We start from the raw sequence: 15477 nt of genomic DNA on the forward strand, positions 1-15477 counted from the left end.
AGTGTGCATTGAATTTCGGTATTATCAAGGTACTACGGTAGTATCAGGACAAAGCAAAATACTAGAGTATAACAATGGTATTAAATGCGAGTCGATTCGCGCATTAAAGATTCGATAATATAAATTCAATACGTTCGGCTATAGGAACTAACGGAAGCTCAATCACCCGATAGCCTAACTGCGTATAGAGCTGTTTCATCTGAATATAGGTATCTTCAGCTTCTGCAAATGACTGTTTACGTTCGTCATCCTGGTGATAGATTGCCTTCCATGGCGGAGTAATGAAAACATGCTGATTGTACCGGTTATCCATTGCAGTTTGCAGCATTAAATCAGAAACCGGTAAGGCACAAAGACGCAGGTAGCCAATGACGTCGGGAAATCCTCTGTCAAAAAATGTAGGAACGGCCGTGTCAGATGTTGTATAGGCTTCAAAATCTGCCTCCCACATTTTCATGGCAAAAGCATGTTGGTTTTCCCATGGCAAAGCATTCCCATTGCTGGCAAGTTGTTGCTGAATAATATTTCTGCCACTTTCCTGTATGGTCTTATATCCCATCTGATTTAGGGAATTTATTAAACTGGTTTTACCCATACCAGGACCTCCTGTTATTACATAACAATGCTGTTTCACCTGTGTGATCATTTTAATATAATAAGTCGTTTGGAAAATAACCTAGAGAAAGTGGTGTAAATTTAAGAAAAATGATTCAAATGATGCTGACTTTTACTAAAGTGTAATAATTATGCACTGAAGAGTAACGAAAGTATACCAAAATCAGAGTACCTTAGTATTATCCCCAACCAAACAAATATGTATGAAAATAAGATAAGGGTGATTGCCCCACTGTTTCTATTCTTTTTTCAGTTTACTTTCTTTTACGCAATGTTAGTACATGATTGGACATCAGCCTTTCATTGCCTTGCTGTTTCCTTCTTTCATTCCCTTACCTGCAGCGAGGGCGCACGATTATTGGTGTTTTCTATTCGCAGATATTATCCCGGAAACCGTAATATGACCAGGAGATTACCTCTTATGTTGTTGTATGGTCTTCCCCTAATGTTTGTAATAGCCGGATTGAATCACTTTTTTGCAATTGCAATTGAGTTCTATTATAAAGTTAAATGGGAGGATTATTTCTTTGTAGACGGGATCACAATTTTATGCTCTTTACTGGTAGTAGGTCTATACGAAGGACTATACTATATTTCTCAATGGAAAAATCTGTTCATCGAATCTGAACGACTAAAGAAGAGTAATTTAGATAGTCAATATAAATTCCTGAAAGACCAGATCAAACCACATTTTTTATTTAATAGTCTGAATACTTTAAGCTCGCTTATTAGCACCAATCCGGAGAAAGCAGAAGAATTTGTAGAAGAAATGGCGGCGGTATACCGTTATCTGTTAAAGAAAAACCGGAAAGAGCTTACTACTTTCAAAGAAGAAAGGATCTTCCTGGAGTCTTACCTGTTAATGCTTCGAACCCGGTTTGAAGATTCTCTGAGAGTAAATATTGCTGTGTCGGAAAGTAAGGAAGAATATTTATTGCCTCCCTTTGTCTTGCAAATTTTAATCGAAAATGCAGTTAAACACAATATTGTCTCAAAAGATAAACCATTGACTATTAATATTTATACAGATATTGAAGATAACCTGCATATCGAAAATACGCTGCAAAGGAAACAAAATCCGGAACCTTCAGACAAAACCGGGTTACAAAATCTTTTATCCAGATATCAATTAATAAATCATGAAAATCGATTGATGATCAGGGAGGAAGATGGGCTTTTTAAGGTAGTAATTCCTTTAATTCATATTAATAAATACGAAAATATAGTGGAATAGACAGGGAATTAAAACATTTTATACCTTCGTTACTAATGAACCCCAAGAGTTCAGCTAACTTAATGCTAACATGAATGCGCTAATTATTGAAGATGAATCGCTAGCCGCAGATCGCCTGGTTAAAATGTTATCAAAAGAAGATGATAACATCAATGTACTTGCGGTATTGGATACCGTAGAAAAATCTGTAGCCTATTTGCGTGATAATCCATTTCCGGATGTTATTTTCCTGGATATAGAATTAGGGGATGGTAAAAGCTTCGATATCTTCGAGGAGGTTACTGTAAACTCCCATATTATCTTCACTACGGCTTTCGATGAATATGCAATTAAAGCGTTTAAATATAATAGTATCGACTATCTCCTGAAGCCGCTAAAAAAAGCTGAGCTTGCAACTGCCATCCAAAAGTTCAAACATTACTTTGCTATGTCTGGAGCCAGTATCGATATGTCTACTATCATGAAAGCCTTAAGAGGGAAAGAATATAAGACCCGATTCCTAATAACAGCAGGCCCTAAACTCTATTCTGTAAATACTTCTGATGTAGCATTCGTCTATACCAAAGACAGACAACACTTCATTAAAACTTTTGCTGGCCTCGATTATACAATAGATAACAACCTCGACGAACTGGAGTCTCAGTTAAATCCAGAGCACTTCTTCAGGGTAAACCGTCAGTTTATTATCAACCATGGGGCTATTGATCAGGTTTTTGCCTGGTTTGATGGCAAACTTAAGCTTCAGGTAAATCCACCTGCCTATGAAGATATCATCATTAGCAGGCTGAGAGCTATGGATTTTAAAAAGTGGTTGGGTAAATAAATTCTGCACTTCATTCAGGTTTTTAGACATTTTACATTTCCTCCTAAATGATATACAACTGATTGTCGGAACTTCCGGGAATGATACCTCTTTTTGTTTTATTGCCAGGTGTTAGCACCTGGCTTTTGCGCAGCTGAAAAGAATTGGAGGATGGTCACCTTACCAGTCAACACTGGGTGGTGTATATTATAGTTATGCCTAATGAGTTGTTTAAAATATTAGAATAGAAAGCAAAACAGGACACTACAGGATGGTTTTTTCGATATAGACCTTTATATTGTTCTATTACGTTTAACCGTCACGTATGAAAAAGTACCTGTTGCCGATTATTCCACTTTGTAGTGCGATAAGTTTGAATGCCCAGAATTCAACTCAGGGTGTTATGAAATTTGAAAAGCAGATCATTTCTGCCGAGAGCTATGAATCTGTTGCCGTTTTTGATGTAAATAATGATGGAAAGTTAGATCTGGTTTCCGGAGCCTACTGGTATGAAGGGCCTGCCTTTTTTCGCAGACACTATATTGGGCCGGTAAAACAGTATGGCGAATATTGGGATGATTTTTCTACTATTCCCTTTGATGTAAATAATGATGGGAAAGTAGATATTATTACCGGTGGCTGGTTTGGCAAAACATTAGTATGGAAGGAAAATCCCGGCGGTGATAAGGAATGGAAAATCCATGAAATAGCTACCCCCGGCAATATTGAAACAACAAGGGCATTCGATCTGGATGGGGATGGGGTTGTTGAAATTATTCCCAATACCCCAAATGATCCACTGATTATTTATAAACATGATTCAACCAGTCAGACTTTTATCCCTATAAAAATTTCTGATCGTAAATCCGGCCATGGCCTGGGATTTGGCGATATTAACGGGGATGGGAGAACGGACATTGTTGTTCCGGAGGGATGGTTTGAAGCTCCTAAAAAGCCATTTGAAGAGAAATGGACCTTTCATGCAGCCTTTAACCTGGGTACAGTAAGTGTACCGGTTATTGTGGCCGACGTTAATAATGATGGGTTGAATGATCTGATTGTAGGGCAGGGCCATGATTATGGGCTCGATTGGTATGAACAGCGTAAAAATAACAAAACCGGTAACAGTAGTTGGATCAGACATGCAATAGACCCCTATAACTCTCAATACCATACGATGTTATGGGAGGATATCGATAATGACGGAGCTCCGGAGCTAATCACCGGAAAACGATACAGGGCACATAACGACCATGATCCGGGATCAGCAGATTTATGCGGTATTTATTATTTTAAATGGAATAAGGAGAGTTTTAGTAAACAGATTGTTAGCTATGGAACTAAAGGAGTGGGGCTTTATTTTGTAACAGCAGATCTTACTGGTTCCGGACGAAAAGATATTATTGTCGCAGGAAAGGATGGGCTATGTGTCTTTTATAATAAAGGAAATCGTTGAGCTAATGCGATAATAGCCAGGTTTCAATAGCGGTTCCTATCTCAATCAACTGGGGCGTCTCATTGTCTTTTCCTTCTTCAAACCAATGAGAGGCCCCCTCATCATCTTCTTTTTTAATAAGATGAATTGTCTTTTCCGGTAGCCTAACTCTAAAGGTATTTGTTTCTAGCTGGAGTACTTCAATTTCATTTCCATCTATATCTATTGTAAACTGGCTCATATAACTGTTTTTTAACCAGTTGTCACAATCATTATGCCTGTATCATTTATTGATGGGTTGGTTGGAGCTTTTTTTGTTTCTTCGCATTTAAGTCCTCTTTGTCCTGGATTTTTTGTTTAATCAAACAGTGGAGTATGATTATTAAAGAGTTACCCGTTGTCATTGAAACGCCAAAAGGCAGTAGCGAGAAATATGATTTTGACCCAATATCAAAATTCTTTGCATTAAGTAAGACTTTACCATCAGGGATGGTATTCCCATACGATTTCGGGTTTATTTTAGGAACCAGGGGAGAAGATGGAGATCCCTTGGAAGTAATGGTTATTTCTGAGTTTAAAACTTTTCCAGGCTGCATGATTAAATGTCGACTTTTAGGTGCCATTAAAGCTCAGCAAAAAGAAAAAGATGGGGTAACGTCCAGGAATGACAGATATATTGCAGTTCCTGTTCAATCTAAAATATATAAAGGGATAGATGCAATATCATCTCAGTTGATCCGTGAACTGGAGCAGTTTTTTATTTCCTACAACGAAGCCGAAGGACGGGAGTTTATCCCATTAGGGTATATGGAAGCCGCACCTGCATATGAGCAGATCAAATTCCCTGAAAAGTAAAAATAGTGGCCAACTGATGCTGGTTAGGTATTTTAATACGTTGATCCTTATCCGTTGGGGGAGATAAGAAGTGTCAATCAGACCCCTTATTCTTTCAGCCTGGGGCATAAAGGAAATAGCCTATTTCTGGAAAAAGCGATGACTTGTAAAAGACAAACCTGTTTTGTTTCCGGAGGATGGAACAGTATGCAGAAAGTTTGCCTCAATTATCCCGGACTTATAGAAAGCTGCAAAAAGATTAATAAAAGGAAAACCTACAAAATATACCTGGAAACAAATGGAAAGAATAAGTTTTGTGAAGAAAAATCAGATCAACTAAATTTTATGGAATAATTCTGGTGTTTATATTTCTGATAGCAATTATTTATGGCCCTAATAACACCAATTCAAATTAATTGCACAAATTCAAATAGCAGGTTGTGCATTTTTTTACTCATTTTTTGTGTTGTTTGTGGAAATTATAAGTAACATATAGATTGGATTTATCAACCGTGTGCTGTAAAGTCTAGATTTTTTTACAATGATTAATGCTCCATTTCAGGGTACTTTAGGGCAATCTCCAGAAACAGTAATTAATTTTTTACAAGGAGGCGGGGAAGCTGGAAAGATTATCCGCTCTATAAACTGGAACCTCACCAATCTGGGCTGCCCCGATCAATGGCCCGTTAACCTTCAGACCTGCATTCGTATTATGCTTTCTGCTCCTCAGCCCATTCTGATCTGGTGGAGCGATAAGGGTATTACTTTCTATAATGATGCGTGTATTCCTTTCCTGGCCGATAAACACCCTTTTGCTATGGGCCAGCCCGTTTCTGCCGGATGGAAAGAGGAGTGGCCCGACTTACAACCAGGAATTAATCAATTGCTGGAGTCTGAACCCCTGACTGCTCCATTACTCGAACTATGGTATAAAGACAAAGGGTATCAGTTTTTTGGTAATGCAGTAACAGGGGGCACTGATAAGGAATGTGGTATTATGTCGATAGGCTCGCCTATTGAAAAGAAAGAGCTGTATTTCGATAAAACCGATATTACCGCTTTCTCCAGGCAGGTACTGCTACAGTTCGATAAAATTATTAAAGACGCCAGGCTTACCCTCATTATTGATCTGAACCAGATTTCCTCTGATGTTTATATCAATCGGGAAATGTGGGAGCAGATGATGCTAACACTACTGACTAACGCAGTTAAATATACGCAGACCGGCGCCATTGCTGTAAGATTAACTGAAGAAGATGGCAGGTTCTGCTTTTCTGTTCAGGATTCAGGTGTAGGGATGACCGGCCAGCTGATTTCGGCTATACGAAAAAGTTTTGATGCAACCGGTATTCAGCAAACAGGATTGCAGCGATTGAATGATATTGTGCAGTTACATAACGGGGAGATTCAGATAAATAGTCGTTTAGGGGAAGGAAGTATATTCAGCGTTTATATCCCCCTCGGGAAATATCATCTACCTAAAGAAAAATTAAGAAATACCAGTATCCAAACTTATTTTCCTAACAATGAGGCCTTCGCTTATGCTGCTTCAAATGTTGGGGTATTTGTAGAAAGGTTGAAAGATGCTCACGGAGGATTATATTATCGTCAATTGCTCGACTGCCTTCCTGCCGCAGTTTATACCTGCGATAAAGAGGGGAGAATACTTACCTATAATAAAGCGGCAGTTGATCTTTGGGGTAGAGCGCCCAAACCTGGCGTAGATAAATGGTGTGGTTCCTGGAAAATTTTTCAGCCCGACAGAGTTACTCCTTTAATGCTGGATGATTGCCCCATGGCACTGGCAATAAAAGAACAACGACCTGTCAGAGGAGAAGTAATCGTAGTAGAGCGACCAGATGGCAGCCGGCGGACTATTCAGCCATATCCTAATCCTCTTTTCGATCTTGCCGGAAATTTGTATGGAGCTGTAAATATGCTTGTTGATATAACCGATCAAAAAAGCATTGAAGAACAGGAATCCCGTTTAGCCGCTATCGTAGAATCGAGTGATGACGCAATTGTCAGTAAAGATCTGAATGGCATCATCACCACTTGGAACCCTGCAGCGGAGCAGCTTTTCGGGTATAGCGCCGAAGAAATGATAGGAACCAGTATTAAAAGAATAATTCCATTTGAAAAACTGGATGAAGAAATTGAGATTATCATTCAAATTAAAGCCGGAAGGAAAGTTGATCACTTTCAAACTAAAAGGATCAGAAAGGATGGAGAAGTATTGGATATTTCCTTAACAATATCACCAATTAAGGATATGAAAGGAAATATTATCGGGGCCTCAAAAATTGCCAGAGATATTACTCAACAATTACGTTTATTCACTGCCCTGCAGGAAAGTGAAGCTAAATATATGCAACTGGCCTTTAAGCTGGAAGCAATGGTGGAACTACGTACAAAAGAATTGGTGGAAGCAAATCTCTACCTGGAAAAATCGAACCAGGAGCTGGAACAATTTGCCTATGTAACCAGCCATGATCTTCAGGAACCTTTACGCAAGATCATGACGTTTGCCGGAATTCTGTTTAATGTAAATAAGGAATTGCTTTCTGATACTTCTAAAATGTATCTCGAGAAAGTGATGCTGAGTGCCAGGAGAATGTCTCAGCTCATTAATGAGTTGCTCGATTATTCCCGATTGGTGCATGTACGGGATCCGTTTGTTGAAACCGATTTAAATGAAATTCTGAAGAATGTACTGACCGACTTCGAGGTAACGATTAGTCAGGATGCTATTAATGTAGTAATTGATCCGTTACCTACCCTAATGGTAAGTCCATTGCAAATGAACCAGTTATTTCATAATCTGATTGGTAATGCATTGAAATTCAAATCGTCAGACCGCACACCTGAAGTAAAGGTTACAAGTCGCCCATGTACTTTAGATGAAATTAGATTTTTCCCGGATCTCGATGTTTCCCAGCAATATTATTTGCTTTCCATTACAGACAATGGAATTGGTTTCGATCAGGTGTATGCAGAAAAGATCTTTCAAATCTTTCAACGGCTAAATGATCGCAGTGCATTTGACGGAACAGGAATAGGCCTTGCACTTTGCAGAAAGATTGTATTAAACCACAAAGGAGTTATATATGCAAATAGTATTGTAAATGAAGGCGCAAGTTTTCATGTTATATTACCTGTTGTATAATATTTTTTAGGATCAATTCCTTGATGTAATTTTGTATTGCTTACACACTTGAGTAGAGGTTTTTTTAAACCATCTATATGCCGATATAAATTCCAGCAAATCTATCCTGCAATGAATGAAAAAATAGCCTGCTTGTTAATTGACGCGGATCGCGACCGTCGTAACCAGTTTTTTATGGCATTAGATCTTCTTGGTAATAGTAAAGCATGTATTTGCCAGGACAATTTAGAATCGGCCATCGAGTACCTGAAAACCCATCAGGATTCTTTTACCCCCGATTATATCTTCCTCGATGCCGAAGCCAATCAAACTACTTTAGTACCGTCGTTTCCTTCAGCTTTAAAAACTAATGTACCAGTTATTTGGTATTCAGGCTCTTATCATTCATCCTGTGAAATTTCACTTAAACAGGAAGGCTGGGCAGCAGGGTTAACTAAACAAAGTAACTTATTGCAGCTAAAGGCTAATTTAAAAACTCTTTTCGGGCAGGATCTTAGTATTAAAGTGCTTAATCCCTCCAAGCCAATACTCAGACTGGTGAAATATGAACCTACTTACGAGCAGGTGCCAGTTAGCGTGAATTCGTAAAATTGACCAGTTTTTGATTTTGTGACTTCGTTCCTACAGTTAATTTAGGAATGAAGCGCGATGCTATTAATTTGGGTGATAGATTTCTTGAATTTTAGATATCTGATTTTTGATTTATTTCTTTTATGGTAGGTAGGGTGTGGGCTATTAAGTTAAGGGAAATAGGCCCCGGTTTAATTATCTTTAAGTAATTGATGAATTTCCTTTACCGTAGACTGGGCAGGGGGTAAACCCTGCCGCTACAGGGTTTCAGCGAATTACAGTTTCTATATTGTAGAATTGTTCCTTTACAGAATTGAAATTAGTAGATCGACATTTAACATGAAATATATCTACCAGAAGAAAACATCATTTTGATTAAACTCTGTAGGGGCGGGGCTTGCCCCCGCCCTGCCTACGATAAAGGAAATCAATCCTTTAAATTGGATTCAATATTCAATTAACTTCCTCTAAACTTAATAGCATTTTGCATTTACGTTAGAAGAAATTTATCAATCACAGTTGAGTTAATTCAACCCTTGGTTTTGTCCTATTTATCTATCTATTCTTTTCTCCAAACCGACAATCCAAACCCCGCTACTACCAGTGCCATAATGCCAATCGAGGCTATTCCACTGATTTTCCTGGCAGTAAAGAATGTCTTTGGTTTGAACTTAAACAGGATTTCATGCTGTCCTGCCGGAATTTTTAACCCCCGTAGTGCATAGTTAACTCTGAGAATCGGGGTTGATTTTCCATCAATATAGGCGTTCCAACCTGCCGGGTAATAAATATCAGAGAAGACGCCTAATCCTTCCTGCTGGTTTTGAGATTTAAAGCTCAGTTGATTTAAGCTATACTCCGTTAAGGTAATCTTTGAACTGCTATCTGCATACGGTGAAAAATCGCCAACCGTAGATTTGAAGCGCTGATCTATAACCACTGTATCTGCCGGATTGAAGTGATCCAGTGCACTCATCTCTGAATTGGCATCCGGAACCCAGTTAATGCCTTTAATAAACCATGCATTACCCAGGGCTTCAGGGTTCCGTTGTGCCACCGGTTGACCCGTTTTATTATCCTGTACTATAAAGTATCTGGTATTTAGCATGTTGTATACAGCCATGTTGTTTTTAGATAACTGATGCTGAATCAGGTCTTCATATATCCAGAGTTTGGCAGGGCTCTGTCCGCCTACCGATTTATGGAAATAAGAGGTGTTTGCATCAAGCCACGGATTGGTTGTTACATTCAAAACCCGGTAATATGGATCTTTATCCTGTAAGATTTGCTGGTCGGCAGCCGATGGAGTGATATATTTATTTACCTGTAAGTCTTCTGAAAAATTGCTTTCATTCATATACTGCTTACCAATAGTAAATAAATCTGCCACTATCAATAGGGCTACAATTCCGGTAGCGTAGCTGACTTTCAGTTTACCTTTTAAAGCATACCAGATAGGGATTACCGATAAGAGCAGATAGATAAAGGCTCTGAGTCCATCGTTCGATAATGCAGCGGCCCGGTCTTGTCGGATGGCGCCCATGAGTCTTGCTGCATTTACTTCTCCGCCTAACATTTGGGCATACCTGTTCATCAACGCCGGATCACCCGGGCCGGTGAAGCGATAAAGCATAGAGCCTCCGAAGGCAATAAGACCAATGAGTATAGTGGTAACTATAGTTGCAATTTTTAGATGTTGCAGGAGGAATTTCTTTTCCTTATTGCCGTAAAGAATTTCCTGCAATCCCATTACCGCCAGGGTTACCATGGTAAGTTGAGGTATTACCAGGGCCATGGTTGGAGTACGGAATTTATTATATAGCGGAAGGTGGTTGAACAGGAAGTTATTTAATCCTGGCAGGTTATAGCCCCAGCTTAAAACAATACCAATTAGTGTAGCTGCAAGCAGCCACCATTTATGCCAGCTGTCAACAATAAATAGAGCAAGTATAAACAGGAAACAGATTATTACCCCTATGTATACAGGGCCGGAGGTAAAAGGCAAGCCACCCCAATATAGTTGCCATGTTCCGTTGTTCATGGCATTTTCGGCCTGTACCTGGGGAACTCCAATGTCTATTAACGTTTTGTACGTATTGGAAGAGGTTGATAATTTTTCATTGGTAGAACCACCCAATAAATGAGGAAGTAATAAGGTGAATGTTTCTCCCTGTCCGTAGCTCCACTGGAAAGCATAATTTATATCCAGTCCTTTGCTGCCAGTTGATGGATTGTCGGATTTCAGTTCTGAATGGCTTCCTCTGATGGTATATGGGGTATATTCATTCATCACCATCAGATTATCCATTGCAGGTATGGCTGCCAATACGGCTGCGATGATGAGGGTACCAGTTGCTTTTGCGAATGGTAATAATGTTTTTTCCTGGAATGCATTTACCAATCCTGCAATAAACAGGCAAACGCCTATGATGAGGGTATAATAAACGATTTGTGGGTGATTATTATAAATGAGTAGTGCAGTGGCCAGGAGGGTTAATGATCCACCAAGGAGATATTTACCTCTGTAGGTTAATATTATTCCTGCCAGTACAGGAGCCATATATGCCATGCTCATTACTTTGGTAATATGACCGGCATCTATACTTATAATGGTAAATGTTGCCAATCCGTATGCTACTGCCCCTGCAATTCTGATCCAGTATTTACATCCTATCACACAACATAATAAGTACATGCCTATCATCAACAAATAAAACATATCTACCGGGTTGGGAAGAAAGAGCGTCATTGCTTTATTCACCAGGCCTAACTTATTGGCAGACGGGCCGGAGTAGAAGATGTAGGTTGGCATACCACCAAACATACTATTACTCCATAATGGAAGATCTCCGGTTTTTTCATAGTAGTCGAGCGCTTCCTTCTGCATGCCTTTGTAGTGCATCATATCTGATTGGAACAGTGATTTTCCTTCCAGAACCGGGCTGCAAAGTCCAAATGAAATTCCTATAAAAATTAGGATGGCTAACAGGTGTGGCATTAAAGCTTTATACCAAACAGGCTTCATATTTTGCTGATTTTCTTATATTTTTATTTTTTAGTTTGAATTTAAATTGATAGGTACTTCCACTGTTCTGAAGCCTTCATCATTAGGATCGAAATCTAAATAAAACAAACTATCATTCCGCATAAATACCCTTTTTTCAATTTCACTCAGTGGAATATAATCACCACCTGTTGGAATCAAAAAGGTCTTAAACAAAGGTTGCCAGTTTCCGGTACCGAAGGTCCAGGTACTCATGCGATAAGTATTTCCATTTTCAGATGCCTGATAGGTACTCAATTCATCTTTCCCATCTTTATTCAAATCGCCTTCGTTGATAAGAATAGCTTCACAGCAACCTATCTTAATGCCGGATAAGGATGTATCAGAAAAGAAAACAGTGTATTCATCCGGAACCCCGTCTTCCACCGGGTTACCATACCCTTGTTTGGTAAGCTTCATCCAGGCGGAATCTATTTTCCCATCACCATTGAAATCTCCGGTTATAGTATCAGATACATAAGTGCGGATGTCTTCCTCCGGGGTTGCAACAGAATCGGTAACAGCTGGATTTTGAACTACGGAAACAGAATCTTTTACCTGGGTATTAGTGGGTACTGTACTACATCCTGTCAACACTACTCCTATTATTATCAGACTTTTTTTCATATAGCTTGGCATGAAGAGCGTAAATATAACAGTTTAATTGCATCTCTTCTTTCCATCCTAAATAATTTCTATCTTTCTGGCATGAGACGACAGACAGGCTTTTTAATCGGTACCTTGTTGGTGGTCACCGGAGTAGTAAAAGGACAACAGGATACATCTCAATTACTCAAAGAGGTAGTAGTTCAATCTTATTATTCAAGGGCATCTTTACAACGTGTGCCAACTGCCGTGAGTATTCTCACGCCGGCAGATTTACAATTGCAGCAAGGACCTTCTCTATTACCCGCTATGAATACAGTTCCGGGAGTACGAATGGAGGAAAGATCACCTGGTAGTTACAGATTATCTATCAGAGGTAGCCTGTTACGGTCTCCATTCGGGATTAGGAACGTTCGTATATATGCTGATGATATTCCTTTGACTGACGCTACCGGTAATACCTATCTTAACTTGGTAGATCAGAATGCAGTGAATGCCGTTGAAATCCTGAAAGGACCAGATGGAAGTATGTTTGGTGCCAACTCTGGCGGGATTGTAAGATTATCATTAGCACCTTTACCGGCAGATACACATCATGTTCAGTTAAACCTGCAGGGCGGAAGCTACGGGCTTTTTCATGGAAGCCTCAATTTTCAGCAACAATGGAACAACTATCAATTACAGGTTTTTCAGGGCTATCAAAGAGCCGACGGATATCGTCAGAATACTAATATGAAACGTTCCTATACTCAAACTACCCAACGTTGGGAGTATAGGCCGGGATATACCCTTAAACTACTGGCATTTTATTCGGACTTGTCGTATCTGACACCAGGAGGTTTAACTCTTGCACAAAGTCAGGCCAATCCAAAACAAGCCCGGCCAAGTACCCCAACCATTCCAGGTGCCGTGGGTCAGAAAGCAGGTATTTATAACCGTACTTTCCAGGGAGGTTTGGTGCATGAAGCTCAGTTTACCCCTCGTTTAAAGCATGTATTGGCTGTTTTTGGGGAAACCACACATTTCGAGAATCCATTTATTACGAAATATGAAGTGCGGGATGAGAATACGGCGGGAGTGAGAACCTACCTGCAATGGGAAAACGATCCGCATCGTAATAGCCTGGTTCAATGGAAATGGTTGAATGGACTGGAATGGCAGGAAACAACCACCGATGCCATTGAATATGGAAATCGCCAGGGAGTCAGAGATACCATTCAAAGAGCTTATAAATTAACAGCCGATCAGCATTTCTTCTTTACCCGTTTTCAGGCTATGGCTAATGGTTTCACTTTTGAAGCTGCCGGCAGTCTGAACTATTTCAGGTATTTCTACCATAGCGGTAATCAAACGAAAGTTCGTTTTACTCCTCAGCTGATGCCGCGTATTTCATTGTCATACCTGTTTGCACCGCAGATAACAGGCCGACTTACCGTGAGCCGTGGTTATTCTCCTCCAACTACCGAAGAGATTTCCGCAGTAGCCAGCAAAGACGTAGAGCCTGAGAGCGGATGGAACTATGAAGCCGGAATCAGGGCAGCTACCAGAACTGGCCGTGCATCCATTGATATGGCTTTCTTTTATTACAGAATGCAGAATGCAATAGTCAGGAGAGTGGATAGCCTTGGTAACGACTATTATGTAAATGCCGGTGGAGTTAAGCAAAAAGGAATAGAAGTACAGGGTACGTTCTGGATAATAAGACCCGGAGGGCACTCATTGCTACGTGGTCTGAAGTGGACAGAAGGCTATACCTACAGTCATTTCCGCTTTAGCGATTATATCATAGGCCAGAAGAATTATTCCGGCAACCGGGTAACAGGTGTTCCTCAGAATGTATTGGTAAGTGGTTTATTGTTTAATCTGCCTTCCCGTTTATCCGTTTATGTTCAGCATACTTATACCAGTCGACTTCCACTGGATGACGGTAGTACTTTTTTTGCTGATAGTTACCACTTATTGCAGGCTAATATCAACTGGCAGTTACCACTCCGGATGCGTTATCCTGTTTCAGTGTATGCCGGAGCGTATAATTTGTTAAATACGAATTACAGTCTGGGTAATGACCTGAATGCAGTAGGAAACAGGTTTTATAATCCAGCTCCTGGCAGAAATTATTTCGGAGGCCTTACTATGCGATTTTAAATCAGTGATAGTGGAATGAATTGACCGTTATGAGAACACATCTCCACTCTTAATATCAAACTAAAAAAAATTAAACAAAAGCAGGTCGATTGGCATTGGCTGGTCGACCTACTTTTTTTCTCCTTCCCAACCGGGTTCTTGCCCTATAATCTACTATTTATGCCCAGGTTTATGGGTGGTATTTAACAAAAGCGGCACAGATTTGTAATTAGTGTAAGCATTTGCACTAAGATGAATTCTACTAACGGAAAATCGGAAAAACCACTAATAACCGGGAAAATCGACAGCTTTTTCCTTCATTTCTACAATATTTTCAATTTTATACGCCGTCTGTTCCGGGAGGCCGTGCGTCCTCCTATTGAATGGGGCGAATTTATCAATCAATGTTACCAGGTAGGATATAAATCATTGGCATTGGTTACCGTTACGGGATTTATTACCGGAGTAGTATTTACTGAACAATCGCGTCCTACTTTATCAGAGTTTGGAGTTACGGCCTGGCTACCGTCCCTGGTAGCTATAGCAGTGGTAAGGGCATTGGCTCCATTGATTGCAGCTCTGATCTGCGCCGGTAAAGTAGGATCGAGTATCGGAGCTGAACTGGCATCCATGAAAGTAACCGAACAAATAGACGCAATGGAAGTTTCCGCTATTAACCCATTCAGATACCTGGTTGTAACCAGGGTTATAGCCATGACCGTTTGTTTGCCTATCCTCATGTTCTACAATGCCCTAATTGGCTGTATGGGCTCCTATTTTGATGTACATGCGCATGAACAAACCAGTTTGGTCGCTTTCTTTGATAATGCATTTACACAGATTACATTCCTTGATTATACAACAGCTTTAACCAAATCAATAGTTTACGGATTTACGATTGGTGTAGTAAGCTGTTACCAGGGCTTTCATGCTACCCAGGGCACACTGGGTGTAGGAAAGGCAGCAAACATTTCGGTGGTAATTTCCATGTTTTTAATCTTCATAGAAGAGGTAATTATTGTTCACATCTTCAATTCAATCCGATAAC

General features: G+C 39.9%; 12 protein-coding genes. 8 read left to right on the top strand and 4 right to left on the bottom strand.

Features of this window, described 5'->3' with window-relative positions; genetic code table 11:
* Positions 1–103: 103 nt before the first annotated feature.
* A complete protein-coding gene (locus DVR12_RS20985; RefSeq protein ID WP_199417163.1) occupies positions 104–634 on the bottom strand; it encodes an AAA family ATPase in 531 nt (176 codons plus the stop codon).
* 252 nt (positions 635–886) lie between these two features.
* Between DVR12_RS20985 and DVR12_RS20990 the strand changes: the two genes are divergently transcribed.
* The 3 genes from DVR12_RS20990 (at position 887) to DVR12_RS21000 (ending at position 4107) form a co-directional block, all read left to right on the top strand.
* Positions 887–1849, top strand: coding sequence for a sensor histidine kinase (locus tag DVR12_RS20990; protein ID WP_158563326.1), 963 nt, complete (start codon positions 887–889; stop codon positions 1847–1849).
* A gap of 70 nt (positions 1850–1919) precedes the next feature.
* Positions 1920–2672, top strand: coding sequence for a LytR/AlgR family response regulator transcription factor (locus DVR12_RS20995; protein ID WP_116977757.1), 753 nt, complete (start codon positions 1920–1922; stop codon positions 2670–2672).
* A gap of 304 nt (positions 2673–2976) precedes the next feature.
* Positions 2977–4107 carry an FG-GAP repeat domain-containing protein gene (locus tag DVR12_RS21000; protein WP_116977758.1) on the top strand — a complete coding sequence of 377 codons (1131 nt, stop codon included), beginning with the start codon at positions 2977–2979 and terminating at the stop codon, positions 4105–4107.
* Position 4108: 1 nt separating this feature from the next.
* Here DVR12_RS21000 and DVR12_RS21005 read toward each other — a convergent pair whose 3' ends face one another.
* Positions 4109–4327 (bottom strand): hypothetical protein, encoded by a 219-nt coding sequence (locus DVR12_RS21005; protein WP_116977759.1) that lies wholly within the window; start codon positions 4325–4327, stop codon positions 4109–4111.
* Between the two features lie 134 nt (positions 4328–4461).
* On the opposite strand from DVR12_RS21005, the gene DVR12_RS21010 reads away from it, so the two are divergent.
* From DVR12_RS21010 to DVR12_RS21025, 3 genes are all read left to right on the top strand, one after another.
* Positions 4462–4941, top strand: coding sequence for an inorganic diphosphatase (locus DVR12_RS21010; protein ID WP_116977760.1), 480 nt, complete (start codon positions 4462–4464; stop codon positions 4939–4941).
* Positions 4942–5461: 520 nt separating this feature from the next.
* Complete coding sequence (locus DVR12_RS21020) at positions 5462–8086, top strand: PAS domain S-box protein (protein ID WP_116977762.1); 2625 nt, start codon at positions 5462–5464, stop codon at positions 8084–8086.
* 111 nt (positions 8087–8197) lie between these two features.
* Positions 8198–8674, top strand: coding sequence for a hypothetical protein (locus tag DVR12_RS21025; RefSeq protein ID WP_116977763.1), 477 nt, complete (start codon positions 8198–8200; stop codon positions 8672–8674).
* A gap of 541 nt (positions 8675–9215) precedes the next feature.
* On the opposite strand, the gene DVR12_RS21030 is transcribed toward DVR12_RS21025, so the two are convergent.
* Both DVR12_RS21030 and DVR12_RS21035 read right to left on the bottom strand, forming a co-directional pair.
* Positions 9216–11681, bottom strand: a complete 2466-nt coding sequence (locus DVR12_RS21030) for a YfhO family protein (RefSeq protein ID WP_116977764.1) — start codon at positions 11679–11681, stop codon at positions 9216–9218.
* A 30-nt stretch (positions 11682–11711) separates the two neighbouring features.
* The gene (locus DVR12_RS21035; protein WP_147323505.1) at positions 11712–12326 is read right to left on the bottom strand and encodes a putative periplasmic lipoprotein; all 615 of its coding nucleotides are present in this window, start codon (positions 12324–12326) and stop codon (positions 11712–11714) included.
* An 81-nt stretch (positions 12327–12407) separates the two neighbouring features.
* Here DVR12_RS21035 and DVR12_RS21040 point away from each other — a divergent pair, with 81 nt between their 5' ends.
* Positions 12408–14450, top strand: a complete 2043-nt coding sequence (locus DVR12_RS21040; RefSeq protein ID WP_116977766.1) for a TonB-dependent receptor — start codon at positions 12408–12410, stop codon at positions 14448–14450.
* Between the two features lie 231 nt (positions 14451–14681).
* Complete coding sequence (locus DVR12_RS21045) at positions 14682–15476, top strand: MlaE family ABC transporter permease (RefSeq protein ID WP_116977767.1); 795 nt, start codon at positions 14682–14684, stop codon at positions 15474–15476.
* The last annotated feature ends 1 nt before the right edge of the window (position 15477 follow it).

Source organism: Chitinophaga silvatica (genome assembly GCF_003419895.1).
GTDB lineage: Bacteria > Bacteroidota > Bacteroidia > Chitinophagales > Chitinophagaceae > Chitinophaga > Chitinophaga silvatica.

Excerpts from the sequence above, each read along its gene's own strand:
- DVR12_RS20990 (WP_158563326.1), top strand. The coding sequence starts at position 887 with ATGTTAGTACATGATTGGACATCAGCCTTTCATTGCCTTGCTGTTTCC.
- DVR12_RS20995 (WP_116977757.1), top strand. The coding sequence starts at position 1,920 with ATGAATGCGCTAATTATTGAAGATGAATCGCTAGCCGCAGATCGCCTG.
- DVR12_RS21000 (WP_116977758.1), top strand. The coding sequence starts at position 2,977 with ATGAAAAAGTACCTGTTGCCGATTATTCCACTTTGTAGTGCGATAAGT.
- DVR12_RS21005 (WP_116977759.1), bottom strand. The coding sequence starts at position 4,327 with ATGAGCCAGTTTACAATAGATATAGATGGAAATGAAATTGAAGTACTC.
- DVR12_RS21010 (WP_116977760.1), top strand. The coding sequence starts at position 4,462 with ATGATTATTAAAGAGTTACCCGTTGTCATTGAAACGCCAAAAGGCAGT.
- DVR12_RS21020 (WP_116977762.1), top strand. The coding sequence starts at position 5,462 with ATGATTAATGCTCCATTTCAGGGTACTTTAGGGCAATCTCCAGAAACA.
- DVR12_RS21025 (WP_116977763.1), top strand. The coding sequence starts at position 8,198 with ATGAATGAAAAAATAGCCTGCTTGTTAATTGACGCGGATCGCGACCGT.
- DVR12_RS21030 (WP_116977764.1), bottom strand. The coding sequence starts at position 11,681 with ATGAAGCCTGTTTGGTATAAAGCTTTAATGCCACACCTGTTAGCCATC.
- DVR12_RS21035 (WP_147323505.1), bottom strand. The coding sequence starts at position 12,326 with ATGAAAAAAAGTCTGATAATAATAGGAGTAGTGTTGACAGGATGTAGT.
- DVR12_RS21040 (WP_116977766.1), top strand. The coding sequence starts at position 12,408 with ATGAGACGACAGACAGGCTTTTTAATCGGTACCTTGTTGGTGGTCACC.
- DVR12_RS21045 (WP_116977767.1), top strand. The coding sequence starts at position 14,682 with ATGAATTCTACTAACGGAAAATCGGAAAAACCACTAATAACCGGGAAA.